This is a genomic window from Pseudomonas orientalis (assembly GCF_002934065.1).
In the GTDB taxonomy this organism is placed as follows: domain Bacteria; phylum Pseudomonadota; class Gammaproteobacteria; order Pseudomonadales; family Pseudomonadaceae; genus Aquipseudomonas; species Aquipseudomonas orientalis_A.
Window position 1 is genome coordinate 5,106,470 of sequence record NZ_CP018049.1, and the last position, 22,309, is coordinate 5,128,778.

At 58.1% G+C, this 22,309-nt stretch carries 17 protein-coding genes and 1 other RNA gene; 14 read left to right on the forward strand and 4 right to left on the reverse strand.

Annotation, left to right across the window (positions count from 1 at the left end):
- Positions 1-58: 58 nt before the first annotated feature.
- The 9 genes from BOP93_RS23050 to BOP93_RS23090 all read left to right on the forward strand — a co-directional run bounded on the left by BOP93_RS23050 (position 59) and on the right by BOP93_RS23090 (position 11,412).
- Positions 59-2,869, forward strand: coding sequence for an FAD-binding and (Fe-S)-binding domain-containing protein (locus BOP93_RS23050; protein WP_104504771.1), 2,811 nt, complete (start codon positions 59-61; stop codon positions 2,867-2,869).
- 137 nt (positions 2,870-3,006) lie between these two features.
- Positions 3,007-3,285, forward strand: a complete 279-nt coding sequence (locus BOP93_RS23055) for a hypothetical protein (RefSeq protein ID WP_065883919.1) — start codon at positions 3,007-3,009, stop codon at positions 3,283-3,285.
- Between the two features lie 93 nt (positions 3,286-3,378).
- Positions 3,379-3,775: a transfer-messenger RNA gene (gene ssrA / locus BOP93_RS23060) on the forward strand.
- Between the two features lie 156 nt (positions 3,776-3,931).
- Positions 3,932-5,506 (forward strand): hypothetical protein, encoded by a 1,575-nt coding sequence (locus BOP93_RS23065; RefSeq protein ID WP_104504772.1) that lies wholly within the window; start codon positions 3,932-3,934, stop codon positions 5,504-5,506.
- A 445-nt stretch (positions 5,507-5,951) separates the two neighbouring features.
- Positions 5,952-6,302, forward strand: a complete 351-nt coding sequence (locus BOP93_RS23070) for a hypothetical protein (protein WP_104504773.1) — start codon at positions 5,952-5,954, stop codon at positions 6,300-6,302.
- 887 nt (positions 6,303-7,189) lie between these two features.
- Positions 7,190-7,450 (forward strand): DUF6124 family protein, encoded by a 261-nt coding sequence (locus BOP93_RS23075; protein ID WP_104504774.1) that lies wholly within the window; start codon positions 7,190-7,192, stop codon positions 7,448-7,450.
- 262 nt (positions 7,451-7,712) lie between these two features.
- Positions 7,713-8,711: a GTP 3',8-cyclase MoaA gene (gene moaA, locus BOP93_RS23080; RefSeq protein WP_065932706.1), complete on the forward strand. Its 999-nt coding sequence runs from the start codon at positions 7,713-7,715 to the stop codon at positions 8,709-8,711.
- A gap of 224 nt (positions 8,712-8,935) precedes the next feature.
- The gene (locus BOP93_RS23085; protein WP_104504775.1) at positions 8,936-9,832 is read left to right on the forward strand and encodes a LysR family transcriptional regulator; all 897 of its coding nucleotides are present in this window, start codon (positions 8,936-8,938) and stop codon (positions 9,830-9,832) included.
- Between the two features lie 140 nt (positions 9,833-9,972).
- The gene (locus BOP93_RS23090) at positions 9,973-11,412 is read left to right on the forward strand and encodes an ArnT family glycosyltransferase (protein WP_104504776.1); all 1,440 of its coding nucleotides are present in this window, start codon (positions 9,973-9,975) and stop codon (positions 11,410-11,412) included.
- A 15-nt stretch (positions 11,413-11,427) separates the two neighbouring features.
- Here BOP93_RS23090 and BOP93_RS23095 read toward each other — a convergent pair whose 3' ends face one another.
- Positions 11,428-11,916 carry a TIGR00645 family protein gene (locus BOP93_RS23095; RefSeq protein WP_057724985.1) on the reverse strand — a complete coding sequence of 163 codons (489 nt, stop codon included), beginning with the start codon at positions 11,914-11,916 and terminating at the stop codon, positions 11,428-11,430.
- 165 nt (positions 11,917-12,081) lie between these two features.
- On the opposite strand from BOP93_RS23095, the gene BOP93_RS23100 reads away from it, so the two are divergent.
- Positions 12,082-13,902, forward strand: a complete 1,821-nt coding sequence (locus tag BOP93_RS23100; protein WP_104504777.1) for a hypothetical protein — start codon at positions 12,082-12,084, stop codon at positions 13,900-13,902.
- Positions 13,903-13,909: 7 nt separating this feature from the next.
- Here BOP93_RS23100 and BOP93_RS23105 read toward each other — a convergent pair whose 3' ends face one another.
- A complete protein-coding gene (locus tag BOP93_RS23105) occupies positions 13,910-14,227 on the reverse strand; it encodes a hypothetical protein (RefSeq protein WP_065897618.1) in 318 nt (105 codons plus the stop codon).
- A 314-nt stretch (positions 14,228-14,541) separates the two neighbouring features.
- On the reverse strand, positions 14,542-16,980 hold the full coding sequence (locus tag BOP93_RS23110) for a Lon protease family protein (protein ID WP_065883862.1): 2,439 nt from the start codon (positions 16,978-16,980) through the stop codon (positions 14,542-14,544).
- A gap of 266 nt (positions 16,981-17,246) precedes the next feature.
- On the opposite strand from BOP93_RS23110, the gene BOP93_RS23115 reads away from it, so the two are divergent.
- The 4 genes from BOP93_RS23115 (at position 17,247) to BOP93_RS23130 (ending at position 20,864) form a co-directional block, all read left to right on the forward strand.
- Entirely contained in the window at positions 17,247-17,735 is a 489-nt protein-coding gene (locus tag BOP93_RS23115) for a DUF3015 domain-containing protein (RefSeq protein WP_015885974.1), read from the forward strand.
- A 92-nt stretch (positions 17,736-17,827) separates the two neighbouring features.
- Positions 17,828-19,681 carry a DUF4105 domain-containing protein gene (locus tag BOP93_RS23120; RefSeq protein ID WP_104504778.1) on the forward strand — a complete coding sequence of 618 codons (1,854 nt, stop codon included), beginning with the start codon at positions 17,828-17,830 and terminating at the stop codon, positions 19,679-19,681.
- A 229-nt stretch (positions 19,682-19,910) separates the two neighbouring features.
- A complete protein-coding gene (locus BOP93_RS23125; RefSeq protein WP_065937347.1) occupies positions 19,911-20,267 on the forward strand; it encodes a hypothetical protein in 357 nt (118 codons plus the stop codon).
- Positions 20,268-20,366: 99 nt separating this feature from the next.
- Complete coding sequence (locus BOP93_RS23130; RefSeq protein ID WP_104504779.1) at positions 20,367-20,864, forward strand: GreA/GreB family elongation factor; 498 nt, start codon at positions 20,367-20,369, stop codon at positions 20,862-20,864.
- Here the strand turns inward: BOP93_RS23130 and gdhA are convergent.
- The gene (gene gdhA, locus BOP93_RS23135; RefSeq protein ID WP_104504780.1) at positions 20,861-22,198 is read right to left on the reverse strand and encodes an NADP-specific glutamate dehydrogenase; all 1,338 of its coding nucleotides are present in this window, start codon (positions 22,196-22,198) and stop codon (positions 20,861-20,863) included. The two genes, BOP93_RS23130 and gdhA, sit on opposite strands and share 4 nt — an antisense overlap.
- Between the last annotated feature and the right edge of the window lie 111 nt (positions 22,199-22,309).

Here is a 22,309-nt window from a genome sequence, read left to right on the forward strand (position 1 = left end):
ATAGGGTAAGAATCGACGCCGGACAACGGTTCCGGCGTCAGCTATTTCTGGAGGACCGATGAGCCTGCCTGCCGCATTCCTGAGCGACGTCGCACAACTGATCCCGAAGGATCGTCGTTTTGACGATCCACTTTCCACCCTCGCCTTCGGCACCGACGCCAGTTTTTACCGATTGATCCCACAGCTGGTGATACGCGTCGAGTCGGAGGACGAAGTCGTCACGCTGCTGCAACTGGCCCAGCGCGACCGCGTCGCCGTGACCTTCCGCGCGGCGGGCACCAGCTTGTCCGGCCAGGCCATCAGCGACTCGGTACTGATCGTGCTGGGTGATCAGTGGAATGGCCGCGAAATTCGCGCACAAGGCCTGCAGATCCGCCTGCAACCCGGCGTCATCGGCGCTCAGGCCAACGCCTGGCTGGCGCCATTCGGGCGCAAGATCGGGCCGGACCCGGCGTCGATCAACGCCTGCAAGATCGGCGGCATCGTTGCCAACAACGCCAGTGGCATGTGCTGCGGGACGGCGCAAAATACCTACCACACCCTGGCAGGCATTCGTCTGGTCCTGGCCGATGGCAGCCGCCTCGACACCGAAGACCCCGCCAGCATCCAGGCCTTCCGCCACACCCATGGCGCACTGCTGGAACGTCTGGCCACACTGGGCCGCGAGACGCGGGCAAACGCCGAACTGGCGGCAAAAATCCGCCACAAATACCGTCTGAAAAATACCACCGGCCTGTCGCTGAATGCCCTGGTGGATTTCGATGACCCGCTGGATATCCTCAGCCATTTGCTGGTGGGGTCCGAGGGCACGCTGGGGTTTATCAGCGCCGTGACCTACGACACGGTGATCGATCACCCGCACAAAGCCTCGGCACTCATCGTATTCCCGGACGTCGAGACCTGCTGCAACGCGGTCACCGTGCTGAAAACCCAGCCGGTGTCGGCCGTTGAGCTGCTGGACCGGCGCAGCCTGCGCTCGGTACAGAACAAACCGGGCATGCCGGCGTTCGTACAGCAACTGTCGGAAAATGCCTGCGCGCTGCTGATCGAATCCCGCGCCGCTTCTCCTTCATTACTGCATGAACAACTGGCGCTGATCATGGCCTCACTCGCCGCTTTTGCGGTGGAGAAACAGGTCGACTTCACCGAAGACCCACTGGAAAACGCCCGGCTCTGGGCGATTCGCAAGGACACCTTCCCTGCCGTAGGCGCCGTACGCAAAACCGGCACCACCGTGATCATCGAGGACGTCACCTTCCCGGTCGAGCAGCTGGCGATTGGCGTCAACCGTTTGATCGAGCTGTTCGACAAACACCACTACGACGAAGCCATCCTTTTCGGACACGCCTTGGAAGGCAATCTGCACTTCGTCTTCACCCAAGGCTTCAACAGCGCGGAAGAAGTCGCACGCTATCAAGCGTTCATGGACGACGTTGCACAGCTGGTGGCGGTTGAGTTCGGTGGCTCGTTGAAAGCCGAACACGGCACCGGTCGCAATATGGCGCCGTTCGTCGAACTGGAATGGGGCAGCGATGCCTATCAACTGATGTGGCAGCTCAAGCGCCTGCTCGACCCCAACGGCATCCTCAACCCGGACGTGGTGCTCAGCGACGACCCGCAGATTCACCTCAAACACCTCAAGCCCCTGCCCGCCGCCGACGAGCTTGTGGATAAGTGCATCGAATGCGGGTTCTGCGAGCCGGTATGCCCGTCGAAAGGCCTGACCTTGAGCCCGCGCCAGCGCATCGTGATCTGGCGCGATATCCAGGCCAAACAACGCGCCGGCGTCGACACCACCGAATTGGAAGCGGCCTTCCACTACCAAGGCATCGACACCTGCGCCGCGACCGGGCTCTGCGCCCAACGCTGCCCTGTAGGCATCAATACCGGCGACCTGATGAAAAAGCTGCGCAGCCGCGACGCCGACCGTACGAAAACCGCCGACTGGCTCGCCACCCATTTCGCCACCGCACTGCAAGGCGCGCGTTTTACACTGCATGTCGCCAACGGCGCGCGCATGCTGCTGGGCGCCCCACGCCTGGCGAAGTTATCGGCCACCGTCACCCGGCTGTCCAAAGGGCAAGTCCCGCAGTGGACCAACGCCATGCCACAACCGGAAAAAGCCATTCGCTTCAGCCCCGCCGTCACCGACGAGCGACCCCGGGTGGTCTACCTGGCGGCGTGCGTCTCACGCGCCATGGGCCCGGCGGCGGGGGATAAAGAGCAAATGTCGCTGTACGACAAAACCCGTGGCCTGCTGGAAAAAGCCGGTTACCAAGTGGTCTTCCCCGACCACCAGGACAACCTGTGCTGCGGCCAACCCTTCGCCTCCAAGGGTTATGCCGAACAGGCCGAACACAAGCGCCAGGAACTGATCGGCGCCCTGCTCCACGCCAGCCGTGGCGGCCTCGACCCGATCTACTGCGACACCAGCCCGTGCACCCTGCGCTTGACGCAAGACCTGGGCGAGACACGACTGGACCTCTACGACCCCGTACGTTTCATCCGCACCCACCTCATGGACCGCCTCGACTTCACGCCGCAGGAAGCGCCCATTGCCGTCCACGTCACCTGCAGCACCCAGCACCTGGGTGAAAGCCAGGCGCTGATCGACCTCGCCCGACGCTGCGCCAGGACCGTCGTCATCCCCGAAGGCATTCACTGCTGCGGCTTCGCCGGCGACAAAGGCTTCACCACCCCGGAACTCAACGCTCACTCACTGCGCAGCCTCAAGGACGCGGTGCAACACTGCAGCGAAGGCATCTCCACCAGCCGCACCTGCGAGATCGGCCTGAGCCAGCACGGCGGCATCGATTATCACGGGCTGGTCTACCTCGTCGACCGCGTCACCCAGGCCCGCGCCCATTAAGCCTGCAAAATAAAACAGAACCCCTGCGCGCCGGCGTAGTCATCTGCATAGGCCTCGACAAACGAGGCTCATCAGTGATGTCGCTGGCAGCCCCTCAACGCCAGCAGCGTCGAGCCCTTTGCGCAAGGAGATACCCTATGAAGCGTTCCGCTCTTGCTGGCTTGTTCATTACCGCTGCGATGCTGGCATCCCCTGCTTTTGCAGCCGGTGATAAAGACCTGTGCCAGATCAACCTGGACAAAATCAACAACGGTAAAGCCCTGCTGTCCACCGACACCAGTGGTAAAAGCGGCGAAATCGACACCGCCGTCGCCCAAGCCAAGGCCGCCCATGCGGCAGGTGATGACAAGAAGTGCATCGAAATCACCTCCAAGGCCCTGCAAGACCTGCAGAACAGCGAGAAAGGCGGTCAGTAAGCGAGAGGGCCGACCTTCGGGTTGGCCTTTCGTGAAGGTTTGGCGTACACTGCACAAGCTTGTCACTCACTAGAAACAACGAGTTACAAGCACGGGGCCGTTTAGGATTCGACGCCGGTCGCGAAACTTTAGGTGCATGCCGAGTTGGTAACAGAACTCGTAAATCCACTGTTGCAACTTCTTATAGTTGCCAATGACGAAAACTACGGCCAGGAATTCGCTCTCGCTGCGTAAGCAGCCTTAGCCCTGAGCTTCTGGTACCTTCGGGTCCAGCAATCACCAGGGGATGTCTGTAAACCCAAAGTGATTGTCATATAGAACAGAATCGCCGTGCAGTACGTTGTGGACGAAGCGGCTAAAACTTACACAACTCGCCCAAAGCACCCTGCCCTTCGGGTCGCTGAGGGTTAACTTAATAGAAACGGCTACGCATGTAGTACCGACAGCGGAGTACTGGCGGACGGGGGTTCAAATCCCCCCGGCTCCACCAAATAAGCTATATAAATCAGGCACTTAGCGATTAGCGAAAGTGCCTTTTTTGTGCCCAAATGGACTGTTTTGGCTCCAGAACTGCAGCTTGATGACAGCAAATTGATAGAATCAGGAAGTCACACACTCACCTACGTGGGAAAAAAAGGGATTCGGTATGGCGAAGAAAATGCTTGAAACTCAACTCGATTTGGAAGCTGTCGACTCGCTTTTGATCTTGTGTGAGGAAGTGATGCGTGCGACGCCTGAAGGAGCCCACCGCTTTATCGAACCGGCGCCTGGGGTGCTGGCAAAGGCTAAGGCCAAACAACATAATATAGTTTTTGGACGTCGAGGGTCAGGCAAGTCTAGCTTGCTTCGAAAGGCAGCGGCGGATTTGACTGTGGATAGACGCCCGATCGCGTTCGTCGATATGGAAACGTTCAAAGGGCACTCATATCCCGATGTTTTGATTAGCGTACTGATTAAAAGCCTGGAAGAGTTTAAGAGCTGGCTTGACCAAGCAGCGACTGCTCCATCCAGTAAGTCGACGTTTTGGAAAAGACTTTTCGGCACTTCGCCCAATAGACCTCCTTTTAACAAGAAAAAAACGGCCGAGTTATCTACGGAGCTGCAGGGAATCATAACGGATCTTGAAACACAGTTACGCAACCCGGAGACTGCCAATCAGCAGTCAACTACTAAAACCAGCAACAAGAATGACACGGAGATCGGCGCATCCATAGAGGGTGGCATATCGGGAACTAAAGCAAAAGTTGATGGACGAACTTCAAGTAATTCCTCTCAAGCGACTGAACTACAATCAACTTATGTTTCACACAAAGTTGAATACCTGCATCAAAACATTCTTCGGTTCCAAAAATTCTTTACCGGACTATCACGTCTGTCAGATGGACCGGCGTTTCTGATCTTAGATGACCTATATCATATAAGGCGCTCCGATCAACCCAAGGTTATCGACTACTTTCATCGAGTTGGTAAAGGCAACGGAATGTGGCTGAAAATCGGCACAATTAAGCATCGCAGCCAGTGGTATCAGCACTCCGATCCACCTATGGGAATGAAACTAGGTGACGATGCAAAAGAAATCAACTTAGACATTTCATTGGAGAAATTTGAGACGCTGCATGCCTTCCTCCGCAAGATCTTGTCAAATCTAATGTTAGAAACACCACCATTAACCATAAAAGACTTACTTAATCCGACAGCTATTGATCGATTGATCATTGCGTCAGGTGGGGTGGTTAGAGATTTTATAGGCATTTTCGCAGGAGCTATTGCTCAAGCTAGAGAGCGCGGACCTGACAACCATCGTGGCCCAAAGATTGGAGCCGAGGATATAAATCTGGCTACTGGTGATTACGATTCATTCAAACGCGAAGAATTCAAACTTGATACCGACGAGGATCGTGAAATTCTTACCCAAGACTTCACAAAACTCGTTGAGTTCTGCACAACCAGATCAAAGTGTAACGTATTTTTAGTTTCTCAAGATCTCAAAGGTCCAGTGCGCGATTCGTTAAATCAGCTTATTGACTTGCGCCTTGTGCATCCAGTCAAGTCACGCGTTACGTTAAAAAAGGGTGCTGCCGGGGAACTTTTTGAAGCGTATATGCTGGATCTTAGTCAATACTCCGCCTCTCGAAAAGTCCATCAATTTCTTATTGTAGATCTCAAAGGCGATGATAAAGACGAGCTGATCCGCAAATCATCACTGATTTATAAGGGCTGATTCAGGAGTAATTTAAAGTGACGCATTGGACAATGCAGAAATTTTGGCCGGGACAGCGTGCACCCCATGTACGCTAGGGCTTTTAGGAACTCACTGCCTGAAACTGTCCCCTTACTTAAGTGATCCCCCTAACAAACCGGAATAGGATGAGACACTTTCAGACATAGAGGGGATCCAGAAATTCAAATCTACCCTAGGATTTACAAGCAGATCAAAGACATCATCGATAACTTTTCTCCTTATCGAGATACGGATGTCTTGATCGCGAACGGGATCTCAAGAAGGCGCGGGGAGGATACTACTTACTCTCCGAAGCAGGGAGGGAGTCGATAAAGAAATACGTCATTTCTGCCATTGTCCCTCATAACGGTGAGCCTGCAATCTTTAAGTTATCGCGCAAGCATTAAAATAATCCACTTTAACCACAACCGAAACCTGAAAAAATATGCTTTCGGGAAAAATCAAAGCGACATTCGAAGTGCAGGACCCTGATGACTCGGAAGCAGGGGCGCGTCCTTTTATCCAGCTTCATACGCTGGGTTTTGTTGACGCTGCGATTGAGAAAGGAGTTGCTCATGACTCGCCATTGGTAGAACTCCTGCATGCCATAGGTATTGATCTACATGTACAGGACTTGCTTGAAGATCACGTCATGTCATATGCGCCAATCAGTCGACCCAAAGCTGCGGCCGAGGTCGCTGAGTGGCTTGAGGCAATGGCGGCGATGTTCCGCAAAGGCAGTGAGCATCTTCCTCTAGATTTGGAGCCAGGTACTCTATATATGCCGCGACGCTGACCCCTTCAATTCGTCGCCTGGTGTTGCTGGCGCTTGATCTCGGGATTTCAAAGGGCTTCATTCGGATTTCGTAGCCATGTTGATAGGGGACGTGCTTAATTAAAGCCAAAATACCTCATCAACACTGGAGTCAAAAAATCACTGCACATATGATAATTGGCAGCACAATTACCTGTAGGTGCTTACGCTGCACATCGCCGCCGAATCTTGATTGATCATTGATGCTCCGGCCACTGCAGCAAGCGTCAGCACCAACCCAAATCCGAGCCAAAAAAAATAATTAACATGGTGCCACCTGAATATTAAAGAACTGTAAAATAAATAAATGCTCCTTCAAAAGAACGTAGCAGCCCTCACGTGCTACAGGCTGAAAATAATCGGACTGATTGCTGCTTCGCACTGCAAGGATACATTTGTCAGCAACTCTGGGGCGAAACGGTTACGCGCTGCACCACTAAAACTTTTCAGCTGCCTCAGCCCAGCCTCCTTATCCGGCTTTTGCGTTCAAGGATGCGGTGCGTAGGTGTTGCTGACTTGAACTCAGGCGACCGTGTCGCGCACTTAATCCCAGCAAGCGGGCCTTCAGAATTTTCCTTCAACATATCGCGCCTTCAATGAACTGGCACAACCCCCTCCACCACGCTAACTTTTCCACGTCGCTGCTCATCAGCGATCGGCTTTGACAGGCCGAAAAGTGTAACCTTTCACACCCCTTGGCAAGACGGCATGCTCTACGCGTTCCGCCTCGTTCATGGTGGCTGTGCGTGGGGCATCTTCGGGTGCGCCGGGTTCCTACACTTCCGGTCTGTCAACCCGCGTACAGCTGCCACCCAATCCTGTTTGACAGCAGGGGGCGGCGGCTCCTTAAACAGTGTGGGAGCTTCATCATGAAAAAGATCACCCCCAATCCCCCAACAACCCTGTTCACCCTCGCCCCAGGCATCCCCGCCGAAACCCTGCTGGTCCAAGCCAGTGAAACCCTCGCCTCCCTGAACGTCATGACCACCGATCTGGCCTTTGAACTCGAAGGCTCACACCGCCACAAGCTGCTGGCGGCTCAGCAACTGGTCGTGCTGGGTGAGTTGTTGCTGGAGCGGATGCTGGAAACTCAGGTATTCACTACGCAGACAACTGGCGAGAACCTATAGAAACCGACAGCACGATCACTCCGTACCTGCGGCGAGCGAGGCGCCCTCGTCGCAGGACGGAGTCGAACTTTGACTGACCAAGCCCTTCATCACCCACCACCGCGCGCCCCTAAAAACTATCAGCCACACCCCATAGACCCCGTCGATCACCCAGTTGCTAATACTGATTAGACGTACGCTCAAAACAACTCTAGCCTCGCGTAGATAACGCGCCCATTAAAGCGCCAGGGTTATGCGCCCGACGCCGCCGCCGAGGTTTCTCATGACCGATCAAATCCTGATGGATAGCTTTTCGCGCCGGGTCGACTACCTCAGGATGTCCGTCACTGACCGTTGCGATTTCCGTTGTGTGTATTGCATGGCCGAGGACATGGAGTTCCTGCCGCGCCAGCAGATTCTGTCGCTGGAAGAGCTGTATCAACTGGCACACAGTTTCGTCGCGCTGGGCACCCGCAAGATCCGGCTGACCGGCGGCGAGCCCTTGGTTCGTCAGGGCGTGGTGGAGCTGTGCCGACGCATCGCCGCGCTTCCCGGTCTGCGCGAGTTGTGCATGACCACCAACGGTTCGCAGTTGGGCAAGCTGGCCGCTCCGTTGTTCGATGCGGGGCTCAAACGCTTGAATATCAGCCTCGACAGCCTGGACCCAACGCGCTTTCGTGAACTGACGCGCACCGGTGACTTGGCCAAGGTGATCGCCGGTATCGATGCCGCGAATGCTGCGGGGTTTGAGCACACCAAGCTCAATTGCGTGGTGATGAAGGGTCGCAATGACCATGAGGTCAACGACTTGGTGGCTTTCGCCATCGACCGTGGTCTGGATATATCCTTTATCGAAGAAATGCCATTGGGCGTGATCAGCGAACACAGCCGTGCCGAGGCGTTCTATTCAAGTGCGCAGGTGCGTGAGCGTATCGCTGAACGCTATACCTTGATCGACTCTGCGGAATCGACCCAGGGGCCTTCGCGTTACTGGCGTCTGGCCGAGGCGCCGCATATTCGCCTGGGCTTTATTTCGCCCCACAGTCACAATTTCTGCGCGACCTGCAATCGTGTGCGCCTGACGGTTGAAGGCCGGCTGCTGTTGTGCCTGGGCAATGAGCATTCGGTCGACCTCAAGGCGGTGCTGCGGCGCTATCCGGGCGAACCGAAACGCTTGGAGAGCGCCATTATCGAGTCGATGAAACTCAAGCCGTATCGGCACAACTTCACCCTCGACGATGAGGTGCAGGTGGTGCGCTTCATGAACATGACGGGCGGCTGATCGACCCGGTTTCAACCCCATACCATCCTGCGCACGGCAGGGCTGCTGCCCGTCCTTCAAGCCATCGACTGTGTACTGAACTGAAAAATGCCTGTCTAATCGTCAAGGCTGATCGGGCTATCCAGCATTGTCTGGCGACCGGTTATCGAGTGCGTTGGCCAGTTCTTAGGAATAGGTGATTCCACTCTGACAGACCTTTCACTTCTTCCCTGGCAGGCACCTTGATGGACATAAAACAACTCAAATTCCTGATTGCGCTGGAGCAGACCCGTCACTTCGGCCAGGCGGCTGCGCGCTGCCATATCACCCAGCCGACGTTGTCGATGCGCCTGCGCAATCTGGAGGAGGAGTTGGGCCTGGAGTTGGTCACCCGGGGCCAGCGTTTCGAAGGCTTTACCGAGGCCGGTGAGCGTGTGCTGGCGTGGGCCAGGACCTTGCTCGCCGCCCATGACGGGTTGTTCGCCGAGGCGGCCGCGTGTCGCGGCCAGTTGGTGGGTAACTTGCGCCTGGGCCTGGTGCCGCTCAGCGGGTTCAACCCGATCAGCTATATCCAGAGCCTGTCCCACACCTTTCCCGAGCTCAAGTTCAGCCTGACTTCGATGAGCTCGGACAACATCATCGAAGCGCTGGGCACCAATCAACTGGATCTGGGTGTGTGTTACCTGGACCACGTTAACGCCAACTACCTGGATTTTTTCGAACTGGGCGAGACCCGTGTCGGCCTGCTGTACGACACCCGTCACTTCCACTTCGAAGGCAGCGAAATGAGCTGGGAGGACGCCGCGCAATTGCCCCTGGGGATGATCAGCACGGGCATGCACTATCGAAAGTCCATTGACCTGAGTTTCCGCAGCCGCGGCCTCGCCCCCCAGCCCATGCTCGAAAGCGACTCAACCTATCAGCTGTTCCAGGCGATCCACGAAGGCTTTTGCTGCGCAATCATGCCGCTGGACAGCGGCCTGGAAAGCCCGATTGAAAACCTCGCGTTCATCAACCTGCCGGACGCCAGCGTGCTCGCGCCACTGGGCATGGTGATGCGCAAGACCGAACCGCGCTCGGCCATTGCAGAGAAGTGCTTTGCGCAGGCCAAGAGATTATTTGCTGCCGAGGGCGCGGATTAGCGTGTCAGGTACGTAAAGCTCTCGCCGCCTGACCACACAAAAACCCTACACTCGTTCACGAACCGTTAAGAAACCCCTCCCTATACTAGCCGGCAGCCATGCCCGCTCCCCCGAGCGGTCCCCTGCCCGGTAGCCACTCAATGACGCGTCCCGTTCCCCTGCTGCTCCTGCTCGTTGGCCTGCTGTTTTTCTTCGCCCTTGGCAACCATGAACTGCAAGGCTCCACCGAGGCCCGCGTCTCGGGGATTGCGATGGCCATGCACCTGGACAATGACTGGGTGGTGCCGCGTCTGTTTCGTGAGCCTTTCCTGGAGAAACCGCCACTGAGTCTTTGGCTGGACGCCGGGGCGATTCGTCTGTTTGGCGCGAGCACCGGGGCCGTGCGCCTGGCGTCGGCGTTTGCCGGGTTTTTCAGCGTGATGCTGCTCTACGGAATGTTGCGCCGGTTCGGGCGGCCCACAACGCTGGCGTTCAGCGCCGCGTTGATTCTGGCGACCATGGCCAGCTATTGGGGCAATGTGCGAGGAGTGGGTGAGGATTCGTTGCTCGCTCTGGGCGTGACTGCAGCGTTGCTGGGGTTCTATCAGGCAATGCGCCCCGAGTCCGAGCGCCAGGGTTCCAGCGCCTGGGCGTGGGCACTGTTCACGGCGGGGATGGTCATCGCCACGCTGAGCAAAGGTGTGCTGGGCCTGGCGATGCCGGGGATTGTGATTTTTGTCTACCTGGCGTGCACCAGCCTGATGGATAAGCGCCTGCGTATCGGCGACTGGCTCAAGCCGGCGCTGTTCACGCTGTTGGCGTTGGTGCCGCTGCTGATCTGGCTGGGGTTTCTGTTTCAGCGCGGCGGTATGCAGGCTGTCGGTGACGTGCTGTGGACCAACAGTGTCGGGCGCTTCAGCGGCTCGTTTGTGGAAGCCGGGCATTACGAGCCGTTCTATTACTACCTCGTTAAACTGCCTGAGGCCTTCCTGCCATGGAACATCTTGGTGTACCTGGGCCTGTGGCACTTTCGCAAAAGCCTGGTGCGCAACCGCTACCGCCTGTTTTTCAGCGTGTGGCTGGTGGCGCAGTTCACCCTGCTGACCCTGGCCTCGAGCAAACGCACCGTCTATTTGATGGCATTGACTCCGGCCGCCGCCGTACTGGCGGCGGAATACGCGCGGGTGCTGCTGGAGTGGGTCAAACAACACAAACCGGCACTCTACCGCTACCACCGACAGATCATCGGCGGTGTATTCACACTGGCCATCGCCTGCTACCTCACCGCCGCCTTCTGGTTCGCCCCCAAAGCCGATGTGCGCCAGTCATTCGTGCCGGTGATCAGTCAGGTGCAGACACTGCAGGACGAAGGTAAAGAGGTGGCGCTGTTCCAACCCAATGAGCGAATCGCCGGCGCCAGTGTGTTCTATCTGCAGGCCTATTTGCCGATTCTGCAGACCGAGGCCCAATTGCACGCCTTTCTCAGCGCCAAACCCGGCAATGTCGCGCTGCTGGATCAGACCGACCGGCTCAGTCAGAAAGTCACCGTGGTCAAGCAAATGAAGATCAACCGCCAGCCCTACTACTTCGTCGAGCAGTAAGGCGGGCGCGCGTCATCAGTGCTTGGTCAGCTTGTCCAGGTAACCCATGGCAAACGCCGAGACCACGAAGGTCATATGGATGATCACGTACCACATCAGGTGTTGCGGATCGACGTTCTTGGCGTCCATGAAGATGCGCAGCAGGTGGATGGAGGAAATCGCCACGATGGAGGCTGCCACTTTCATCTTCAGCGACGAAGAGTCCATGGTGCCCAGCCAGTTGAGCTTTTCCTTGTTTTCATCGATATCCAGCTGCGAGACGAAGTTCTCGTAGCCGGAAATCATCACCATCACCAGCAGGCCACCGACCAGGGCCATGTCGATCAGCGACAGCAGCAGCAGGATCACTTCCGATTCCAGCAAGGAAAAAATATTCGGAATCACGTGAATGATTTCCTGGAAAAACTTGATCGCCAGGATCAGCAACCCCAGGGATAAACCCAGATAGATCGGCGCCAGCAGCCAGCGCGCGGCATACATCGTGTTTTCGATAAAGCGTTCCATTGAATCCCACACAGCTTGGCTAAAAATGGCGCCGAGTATACCAGTGGCTACCCGGCGCCTGTCACCGCGAGAAAACTGCGCCAAGTGGCATCTGTAAGAGGATTTTTCTGCTAGTGTCGAGACCATTCACTCGGCTCGATGATGTCGGACAGGAAAACTCAGATAATGGATGTGCGATCCCCTTTGGCCAGTCTAGGCCTGTGCGCGGCGTTGCTGATGACCAGCGGCTGCTCTCCCAAAGAAGAGCAGAAGCAGGCCACCCTCGAAGAGAAAACCAGCAAGTTCGAACAGTCCCTGGACGGCATCCAGGACCCCAAGCTGCGCGACGTCATCGCCGACCTTGGCGGTTCGCTGCTGTTGCTGGAACGTGCGCGGATCAAGCTCGACACCAAGCCCATCGAGGCCGAATACGGCGAAGACAGCCTGGTCTTGCTCAAGCATTACCCCAGCCCCCAGGCCCTGGTGGACACCTATATCAACGGCCTGTTCGTCCTGCGCAGGGCTTCGCATTCCGACTACCTGACGGATTTGCAGCCGGTCTTCCCGTTCACGTTCAACCCTCCCGAGCAATTCCCCTTCCCCCATGGCCTGGAGTGGGAGTCGGTGACCTTGAGCAATAACAAAGTCATTCCCTTCCAGCCGGAGTGGTCGGAAACCGACCCCGGCATCCAGCTCAGCCCCAGCAGCTCCAACCTGACCAATCCCGACGACCTGACGGTGACCTACCCGTTCATCGAGGGCATCGAGACGGAAAACAAGAGCCAGCCGCAGCCCGTCAGCCTTAAAGGCACAATTGAAGTCGCCGCGCCGGGCAGAGTGCTGACCTTCGACCTGTCAAAAAAGGACGTCGGCCATTCACGCACCGAGGGCAATATCAGCCTCAAGCTGGTGTCGCTGGACAAGAATTACGCCGAAATCGAACTGACCAACAGCCAGCCGCTGGCCGCCGAGCTGGGCGACGACTCGCCCAATCCGCTGCTGGTACAGGCCCGGGACAACACCGGGCAATTTCTCACCCGCTCAGGTTCAATCAACGAAAGCGCTGCACAAGTGGCGTTCTATGAGAAGCAGCTGGCGCAGTTGCAACAGCAGAAGGCCTGGTCTGAAGCGTTGGATAAACAGCTCACCGACGCGCAAAAAGCCTTCGACCACACCCAGAACAGCCATTACGCCAAAGTGTATTTCAACGGTGTGATCGATACCCTGCAGGTCAACGTACTGGATTTTTCCAAGGCCACGGTGACCCGCAAGGCGCTGGACCTGCCGGTGATGCGCTTCGACAAAAACAGCCTGCAACAGAGCGTGCAGCCCTTGCCGATGCCGGTCACGGTGTATGACGACGCCGCCGCCAGCTGGCTCAAAGACGCGTCAATGACTGAAGATCAGTTGAAAAACAGCGTCACCATCAGCCAATCGACCGAAGACGCCAGTGCCGCGAAAATCGTGTTCGATCACCCTTTCACCTTCAATGACGACCTGGTCGGCGCCGAGCGCAATAACAGCGCCGCGCCGATCACCTTTTTCACCGCAGACGATAAGGGCGAGCGCGGCGAACCCATCGAGTTGCCGACCGAGGCCTACGAGCTGAACGCGGCCAGCGGTACGCTGACCTATGACCTCAACCTGTTCCCGGAAACCCCGGCGTTTGTGGTCGGCTCGGTACCCTTGTTTCTCGCCACCATCGAAAAGGCCTCGATTGACGTCGGCAAACTACCCAAGGGTCTATCGCTCAAGGACAACGCGCTGATCGTCGACCAGCAAGCGTTTCCCGCCGACAGCTGGCGCTTCTACGCCAGGGACGCGAGCGGCAACTACCTCAAGGAAATTCTCGGCGTGAGCCACCGCGCCGAGGAATACGGTACGGCGTTGTTTGATGTGCATTATTTCTACGGCCAGCCGACCACCCTGGAAAGCTACCAGCGCACCGACCTCAACACCGTGCAATATGGCTTTGAGGTCAAGCTGGACAAACCGGAAAGCAAATAGCCCGGAATTACAGGGCCAATCGCTCCTGGCCGCCGTTGAGTTGGCGCAGATGGGCTTGCAGGTGCAGGCACCAGATCTGCGGCTCGTCCAACTGCTCGTAACCGTGCAGGGTCAGGCTGTCGACAATGGAACCCAACATGGTTTCCGCCACGAACGGCCCGTGAAACGGGCCTTGAGACTTGACGGTGGAAGGCTGCTCGCCCGACATGCCGGCGGCAAATAACAACGTCCACAGCCCGTTCTCCCCGGCAAGGGGGCGAATGGAGCATTCGATACGAGTTGCCAGGCCCAGGCACTGGCGGGTAAGGCAAAGGTTGCGCGGCATGGCGGCGACCCTCGGTAGATCGGTGTTCAGCCCCAGCGCACAGGCGAGGCTGTTTCTATCCTGCGACTCCTGCGGATATCCCTGATATTGAGAATAGAAGAAAAACGCGACAAACCAAGCTCGTAGAGACCAACGGACATTCTCTCCAGCCACCTGTCAATTTAATGACAAAAACAGATCAAACTGTGGGAGGGGCGGTGCGACGACTCGACTTGCCCCCGATGGCGGTGCATCAGTCAAAAATATTGAGACTGACACACTGCTATCGGGGGCAAGCCCCCTCCCACAGTTTTAATCCCATCAAGCTTCAGGGATCAGGTCGGTTTGGCCTCCGCTAAAGCCTGCTGCGCCAGCTCTTTCTCTGCCTCCTTCAAGTCTTCCTCGCTGATCATCTCGGCAATTGCCCTTAAGCGCTCCACCACCCGCGCATTGACCGTGCCTTCCGGAAACTGCCCTTCCGCATCCGGCTCACCGGCATCCTCGCCCACCAGCAGGCTCAACGCCTCATCCGCCTGGCGCACCGCATAAATATGGAATTGCCCTGCGCGCACGGCCTGCAAGACCTTTTCATCGAGCATCAGCGTGGCCACGTTGGCCTTGGGAATGATCGCGCCCTGTTCACCCGTCAACCCGCGCGCTTCGCACAGGCGGAAGAAGCCTTCGATCTTCTCGTTGACCCCACCCACGGCCTGCACTTCGCCAAACTGGTTGATCGAGCCGGTGATGGCAAAGCACTGCTTGAGCGGCGTCTTCGACAACGCCGAGATCAAGGTGCAGGCCTCGCCCAGGGAAGCACTGTCGCCGTCCACGTAACCGTAGGACTGTTCCAGCGCGATGCTGGCCGAGATCGCCAGCGGGAATTCCTGCGCGTAACGGCTGCCCAGATAACCGGTGAGGATCATCACGCCCTTGGAGTGAATCGGCTGGCCGAGGTTGACCTCACGTTCGATGTCGACAATGCCGCTGCCGCCCGGGTACACCGTGGCGGAAATCCGCGCGGGTACGCCAAACGCCGAATCCCCCACCTCCAGCACCGTCAGCCCGTTGCACTTGCCGACGGCGGCGCCGGCGGTGTCGATGAGGATGACCCCGGCGAGCATGTCGTCGAGAATCCGCGCCGACACGCGGCCGGTGCGCGTGGCCTTGGCCTTGAGCGCGCGCTCGATATGCCCGGCATCGGTCATTTCATCGCCCGCCAGGTGACGAATAAAGTCCGCTTCGCTGACCAGTTGGAACAAGTCGCCGATGCGCGCCGACAAACGGCCCTGATGTTCCGCCAGGCGTGCACTGTAAGTCGCCAACCGCGCCACCGCATCCGACGTCAGCGGCGCCATGCCTTCTTCCGAGGTGCGGGTCTTGAGCAACTGGGCGAACTGCTCCAGGCTTTCGTCGACCATCGGGATGTCTTCGTCGAAGTCCACCAGTACGCGGAACATTTCCTGGAAGTCCGGATCGGCGTCCTGCAACGCGTAGTACAACTGGCGCGACCCGATGATGATCACCTTGACCTGCAACGGAATCATCTGCGGGTTGAGGGTCACGGTCGCCAGGCGGCCGAGTTCGCCCAGCGGGGACTCCATCTTCAACTTGCGCGATTGCAGGGACCGCTTGAGCGCATCCCATACAAACGGCTCGCTGAGCATTTTTTCCGCTTCAAGAATCAGGAAGCCACCGTTGGCACGGTGCAACGCCCCCGGACGCAGTTGGCGATACGTGGTGTAAAGCGCACCCTGGTCGGTGCTGTATTCGATACGGCCGAACAGGTTGTCGTAGGTCGGGTGCGGTTCAAACACCACCGGCGCACCGCCGTTGACCGAATGACCCACCACCAGGCTCGGGCAGTATTGCTCCTCGAGCAGCTTGCGCGCCTGGGCATCGGTCTTGGCGTCGTCGACCAATTGCTCGACCACGGTTTTGAGCAGATACACCTGCACGGCCTGCAGGTAACCGCAGACGGCGGCGTTTTCCGCGTACTTTTCCGACAGTGGCGCAAGCAACGGCTGCAGGGCCAGGGTGATGGTTTCTTCGTTGAACTGGCGCAGTTGGTTGTTTGACTCACGCTTCCATTGCGGCAGGCTCGCCAACTCTTCGTTGAGGCGTTCTTCCAGCTCGGAAATATCGGTGTGAAAGCGCTCACGATCGGCTTCCGGCAACTGCGAGAACTCCGCTTCGTCCAGCGCCTTGCCGTCAAGCATCGGCGTGAAGGCAATGTTGGAGCTGTCGCGGTACAGCGCCACGTCTTTTTCCAGGGCCAGGCGCTCGATCACGTCCAGGGCCTTGTCGTAGCGCTGGTTGAATGCACGGTCGATGGCGCTTTTGCGCTGTTGGTACGTCGGGTGTTCAAACACGGCCGGGAAGGTCGCCACCAGATTGTCGACCAGCGCGTTGATATCGGTGATAAACGCTGCAGCGCCGCCGCCTGGCAATTCCAGCGCGCGCGGTTCGCGCGGTTCGTCGAAATTATTTACATAGACCCAGTCCGACGGGGTTTGCAGGCGTTTGCCTTCAGCCTTCAGGTAACGTTTGACGAATGAAAAGCGACCGGTACCGGGCTCGCCCATGACAAACACGTTGTAACCGGGGCGTGGCATGGCCACACCGAACTGCAAGGCTTCAACCGCACGTTCCTGGCCAAGCACACCGCGAAAGGGCTCCAAATCATTGGTGGTCGAGAAGCTGAACTGTTCAGCGGAGAAAGGGCGAGTCAGCGCTTCGGGCGCTAGACGCAAGCTGGCAGCAACAGGATCAGGCATCGGGCTTCCTTACATCAGGCGGGGCAGATGGGGGCATTCTGGCTCTCGGTTGCGCGCTCTGGCAAGGCGCGCTGTTGGGAAAGCATAGCCACGGCGCGCGCCGCACAAAAAAAACGTTCAAGACTGAATGTTTTATAAAAACTCACGGAACCCATGGAACGTGCCTAAACTCCAAACTGCGCGGGTTGGACTAATAACTGGCCCCTAGGGTGCTGCGAAGCGCCTGAACCCTTGTCCATTGGTTTGCACACAAAGAGAACAAAGCTATGAAACGGATCCTTCTTGGTACTCTCTTCACCGTCGTCTCCCTCAATGCAATGGCAGAAGCACCAGGTGGCCCGAACTGCGGTTGGGGCAACATGTTGTTTGAAGGCCAGCGCGGTACTCCTGCTCATTTCCTCGCTTCCACCACCAACGGCACCTCGGGTAACGCCACCTTCGGCATGACCTCGGGCACCAACGGTTGCAGCACCAACAGCGCCCTGACCTATGGCGGCAAGTCCTGGATTGCCATGAATGGCATGATGAACGAGCTGTCCGAAGACATGGCCAAAGGCAACGGCGAAGCACTGACCACCTACGCGGTGGTACTGGGTGTTGCTCCGGAAGATCGCGAGCACTTCGCGGCCGTGACCCACGAGCACTTCCAGCAGATCTTCAGCAAGGCTGACGTGACTGCTGACGACGTGCACAACAACACCATTGCCGTACTGAAAAGCGATGCCCGTCTGGCGAAATACGCTACCCAGGCTTAAGCTCGACCCACCCGCGTCTTTCGAGGCGCGGGTTTTGTTTTTTCGACCTGTCCCCCTTGGGTCTTTTTTTCAGTCCGACTTAAGTAGCCCCCATGCTCAAACGCCTCGCTTGCCTGGCTCTCTTCGCCTGCGCCCCGCTGCACGCGGCCCCGCACCTCGACGATCAACGTTTGCAGCAACTGGCCAATGATCCGTTCTGGCTTTCGCTGGGGCATTACGAGGCCGGCAAGATCAATGGCTGGCGCAGCTATGTCAGCGACAAGAAATTCTTTCTCGCCGCTGACGGGGCGCATCATCCGGACGCCGAACTCAAGGCCACTGTGGACGCGCTCTACGCACCGGCCGGCTTGGGCGAAAAACATGCCCAATGCGTCTACCCCGCACGCACCCGCTGGCTCAAGGATCAGTTGCAACTGACCGACCTGCCTGCCGTGGACTGCAAAGAATTCAAACAGTGGTTCTCGGACGTCGCGCCCCACAGCGCGGTGATGATTTTCCCGGCGGCGTACCTCAACAGCCCCTCGTCGATGTTCGGCCACACTTTGCTGCGCATCGACCAGGCCGACGTGCAGAGCAACAACACCGCCCTGCTCAGCTACGCGATCAACTTCGGCGCCTATATCGAAGGCTCGGACAACAGCATTCTGTATGCCTGGAAAGGCCTGATGGGCGGCTACCCCGGCCTGTTCGCCCTGGTGCCCTATCAGGAAAAACTCTCCGAATACCGCAGCCTGGAAAACCGTGACCTGTGGGAATACCGCCTGAACCTCACCGAAGTCGAGACCAAGCGCATGGTCGAGCACGTGTGGGAGCTCAAGCAGATCAAGTTCGACTACTTCTTCTTCGATGAAAACTGCTCCTATCGACTGCTGGAACTGCTGCAAGTCGCGCGCCCCGGCCTGCGCCTGACCGAGCAATTCCCGCTCACTGCGATCCCGACCGATACCGTCAAAGCGGTAAAGGACGCGGGTCTGGTGGAGAAGATCGACTATCGTCCGTCCCGTGAACGCGAGCTGCTCGAACGCGCCAAGCCGCTCGACAGCGATGAGCAGCAATGGGTACTGAAGATCAGCGATGACCAGAAACAGTTGCAGGAGCCCGCCTTCAAGGCACTGCCGCGCGAGCGCCAGGCGCTGGTGGTGGACGCTGCCTATCGCCTTGGCCGCTACCGCGCCAACGGCCTGGAACGCGACACCGCACGCTCCCAGCGCAGCTTCGAATTGCTGCGCGCGATCAACCAGAACCCGGCGCCCGACCTGAAGATCACCCCGCCCGGCTTGCCGGAAAACGGCCACGAGTCGCGCACCTGGCAGGCCGGCATCGGCACCCGCGGCGACAAAGCCTTCGGCGAGTACGGCCTGCGCATGGCCTATCACGACCTCAACGACAACGCCGAAGGTTTCCCCCTGGGCGCACAAATCGAAATCCTGCAGATGAAACTGCGCCAGTACGAAGGCAACCACTGGCAATTGCAGCAACTGGACCTGGCCACCATCCGCTCCCTGACCCCGCGCAACGCCCTGTTGCAACCGTGGTCCTGGCAAGTCACCGGCGGCCTGGAACGGGTACCGGGCAAACACGACGACGAAACCCTGGTCGCCCACGTCAACGGCGGCGCCGGCGGCACCTGGCAACTCTCGGACGACATGCTCGGCTTCGCCCTCGGCACCGTGCGTGTGGAACACAACAATGACTTCAGCGAAGCCATCTCCCCTGCCGCCGGCTTCAACACCGGCGTGCTGTGGAAGAACCCGCTGGGCAACCTGAGCCTGGAGGCCAAGGGCGATTTCTTCACCAATGGCGAAGTGCGACGCAGCATCAGCCTCAACCAGCAATGGGAACTGTCCCGCAACCTCGGCCTGCGCCTGAGCGCCCAGCGCGAATACAGCCACCTGTCGACGCCGGTCAATGAAGTGATGCTCGAAGTGAAGTGGTATCACTACTGATTAAAGCCTGATGAAAATCAAATGTGGGAGGGGGCTTGCCCCCGATAGCAGAGTGTCAGTCACTGCAAAGCTGGCTGACACACCGCCATCGGGGGCAAGCCCCCTCCCACAGTTGGTGGTGTGCTTGGCTAAAAATCCTGCACATCCCTCTTACACGCCTTTCACATACAGCTTACAAATCCCCTTCTAGACTCTCCCTATCAGCCGTAAACCGGCCAGGGAGTACGCCATGTGGCGATATGCGGTAGTGCTGAGTACGGCGCTGTGGTTAGCGGGCTGCCAAACTACCCATCAGGAGTTGCTGGCCAAGGGTTATCCGCCCGCCTTCGCCGATGGCTTTGACGACGGTTGCAGCAGCGGGCGCCAGGCCGCCGGGGTGATCACCGGGGAGTTTCGCAAGAACGTGCCGCGCTATTTGAAAGACCGGCAATACGCCGAAGGCTGGGAGGACGGTTTTCGCCAGTGCAAAGCCATGCGCGAGAACGAGGAATTGCGCGAGTACCAGGACAACCGCAGGAACGATCGCGAGCACGAGTGGCAGCAGGAGAAAGACCGCGATGCGGCCAAGGCATATCGCTCGCAATGACGTCATCATGACGCGGAGCGTCATAGGCTGCATTCCCACGCAGAGCGTGGGAACGATCCGGCGGTGAGCATGGCCCAAACTCCATTGAAGGAGAATGTCATGAGCCGAGCTTTTGTAAATGAAGACAACGCTGCCGCCCAGGCCGACCAGCCGGTGGAGCGTCAGGTCAGCGCGCAGCCCAACCGTTTGACTGCGCAAGGGCTGGCGCAACTGCAGGCCAAGGTTACGCAGTTGCAACTGGAATACAGCACCGAATCCACTAAAGGCGAGCAGGCAGACAAGCAACGCCAGGCCGACCTGGAGCGGGATTTACGCTACTTCAACCAGCGCGCGCAAAGCGCCCAGGTTGTGCCGCCGGCCACGTCCACCGACAAGGTGCAAATCGGCAGTTGGGTGACCTTCGCCAATGAGCAGGACGAGCAGCAGCGCATCCAGTTGGTCGGCGAAGACCAGGCCGACGCCAACGCGGGCCTGATCAATTGGGGTTCGCCCCTGGGCCGCGCCTTGCTGGGCGCCCAGGTGGGTGACGAGGTGCTGTGGAAGCGCCCGGTCGGCGATCAGTTGATCGAAGTGCTGCGCATCGAACCCGAGGCTTAGACGATGCCCTGGGCCAGCATCGCGTCGGCAACTTTGACGAAGCCTGCGATGTTCGCGCCCTTTACATAGTTGACCCGGCCATTTTCTTCGCCGTAATGCACGCAAGCATGGTGGATCGATTGCATGATGGTGTGCAGCTTGCTGTCCACTTCACCCGCGGTCCATAGCAGGCGCATGGCGTTCTGCGACATCTCCAGGCCACTGACGGCCACGCCGCCGGCATTGGAGGCCTTGCCCGGCGCGAACAGAATGCCCGCGTCGATAAAGATATCCACCGCCTCGAGCGTGGTCGGCATGTTGGCGCCTTCGGCCACGCAGATGCAGCCATTGCGCAACAGCGTGCGGGCAGCCTCTGCGTCGAGTTCGTTCTGGGTGGCACAGGGCAGCGCGATATCGCACGCCAGCGCCCAGGGTGTTTGACCTTGGCGAAACTCCAGGCCGAAACGCTCGGCCAGTTCGCTGATACGGCCACGCTGCACGTTTTTCAGCGCCAGCAGGGCCGACCATTGCTCCTCGGTCAAACCGCTCTCGGCGTACAGCGTACCTTCGGAGTCCGACAGGGAAACCACCTTGCCACCCAGGTCCATCACTTTGCGCGCAGCGTACTGCGCCACGTTGCCGGAACCCGAGATCGCCACACGTTTGCCTTCGACCCGCTGGCCCTGGCGCTTGAGCATTTCCTCGGCGAAATACACACAGCCAAACCCAGTAGCTTCTGGACGGATCAGGCTGCCGCCATAGGTCATGCCTTTGCCGGTCAGGACCGAGGTGAATTGATTAGCCAGGCGTTTGTACTGACCGAACAGGAAGCCGATTTCCCGTGCGCCCACGCCGATATCGCCGGCCGGTACGTCCACGTCCGCACCGATATGACGGTACAGCTCGCTCATGAAGGCCTGGCAGAAGCGCATCACTTCGGCGTCGCTCTTGCGCTTGGGATCGAAGTCCGAACCGCCTTTGCCGCCGCCCATGGGCAACGAGGTCAGGGAGTTCTTGAAGGTCTGCTCGAAGGCGAGGAATTTCAGCACGCCCAGGTTCACCGAGGGGTGAAAGCGCAAACCGCCCTTGTACGGGCCGATGGCACTGTTCATCTGGATACGAAAACCGCGATTGACCTGGACCTTGCCATGATCATCCACCCAGGACACCCGAAAGGTGATCGCGCGTTCCGGCTCGCACATGCGCTCCAGAATGCCCGAGGTCAGGTAGTGGGGGTTGGCTTCAAGAAACGGCCACAGACTGCGTAGGACTTCCTCCACGGCCTGATGGAATTCCGGTTGGTCGGGGTCGCGTTTCTTGAGGCGGGCAAGGAAGGATTCGACGGATTCGCTCATGAAAAGTCTCGGCAAAATGATTGTTGTTAAACAGAGATTGAGCCGGACTTTATCAATTCGTTTCGCACCGTGACAGGGCAAAATGTCGCCTTTATGAATTTAAATGGTGCA

Excerpts from the sequence above, each read along its gene's own strand:
- BOP93_RS23050 (WP_104504771.1), top strand. The coding sequence starts at position 59 with ATGAGCCTGCCTGCCGCATTCCTGAGCGACGTCGCACAACTGATCCCG.
- BOP93_RS23055 (WP_065883919.1), top strand. The coding sequence starts at position 3,007 with ATGAAGCGTTCCGCTCTTGCTGGCTTGTTCATTACCGCTGCGATGCTG.
- BOP93_RS23065 (WP_104504772.1), top strand. The coding sequence starts at position 3,932 with ATGGCGAAGAAAATGCTTGAAACTCAACTCGATTTGGAAGCTGTCGAC.
- BOP93_RS23070 (WP_104504773.1), top strand. The coding sequence starts at position 5,952 with ATGCTTTCGGGAAAAATCAAAGCGACATTCGAAGTGCAGGACCCTGAT.
- BOP93_RS23075 (WP_104504774.1), top strand. The coding sequence starts at position 7,190 with ATGAAAAAGATCACCCCCAATCCCCCAACAACCCTGTTCACCCTCGCC.
- moaA (WP_065932706.1), top strand. The coding sequence starts at position 7,713 with ATGACCGATCAAATCCTGATGGATAGCTTTTCGCGCCGGGTCGACTAC.
- BOP93_RS23085 (WP_104504775.1), top strand. The coding sequence starts at position 8,936 with ATGGACATAAAACAACTCAAATTCCTGATTGCGCTGGAGCAGACCCGT.
- BOP93_RS23090 (WP_104504776.1), top strand. The coding sequence starts at position 9,973 with ATGACGCGTCCCGTTCCCCTGCTGCTCCTGCTCGTTGGCCTGCTGTTT.
- BOP93_RS23095 (WP_057724985.1), bottom strand. The coding sequence starts at position 11,916 with ATGGAACGCTTTATCGAAAACACGATGTATGCCGCGCGCTGGCTGCTG.
- BOP93_RS23100 (WP_104504777.1), top strand. The coding sequence starts at position 12,082 with ATGGATGTGCGATCCCCTTTGGCCAGTCTAGGCCTGTGCGCGGCGTTG.
- BOP93_RS23105 (WP_065897618.1), bottom strand. The coding sequence starts at position 14,227 with ATGCCGCGCAACCTTTGCCTTACCCGCCAGTGCCTGGGCCTGGCAACT.
- BOP93_RS23110 (WP_065883862.1), bottom strand. The coding sequence starts at position 16,980 with ATGCCTGATCCTGTTGCTGCCAGCTTGCGTCTAGCGCCCGAAGCGCTG.
- BOP93_RS23115 (WP_015885974.1), top strand. The coding sequence starts at position 17,247 with ATGAAACGGATCCTTCTTGGTACTCTCTTCACCGTCGTCTCCCTCAAT.
- BOP93_RS23120 (WP_104504778.1), top strand. The coding sequence starts at position 17,828 with ATGCTCAAACGCCTCGCTTGCCTGGCTCTCTTCGCCTGCGCCCCGCTG.
- BOP93_RS23125 (WP_065937347.1), top strand. The coding sequence starts at position 19,911 with ATGTGGCGATATGCGGTAGTGCTGAGTACGGCGCTGTGGTTAGCGGGC.
- BOP93_RS23130 (WP_104504779.1), top strand. The coding sequence starts at position 20,367 with ATGAGCCGAGCTTTTGTAAATGAAGACAACGCTGCCGCCCAGGCCGAC.
- gdhA (WP_104504780.1), bottom strand. The coding sequence starts at position 22,198 with ATGAGCGAATCCGTCGAATCCTTCCTTGCCCGCCTCAAGAAACGCGAC.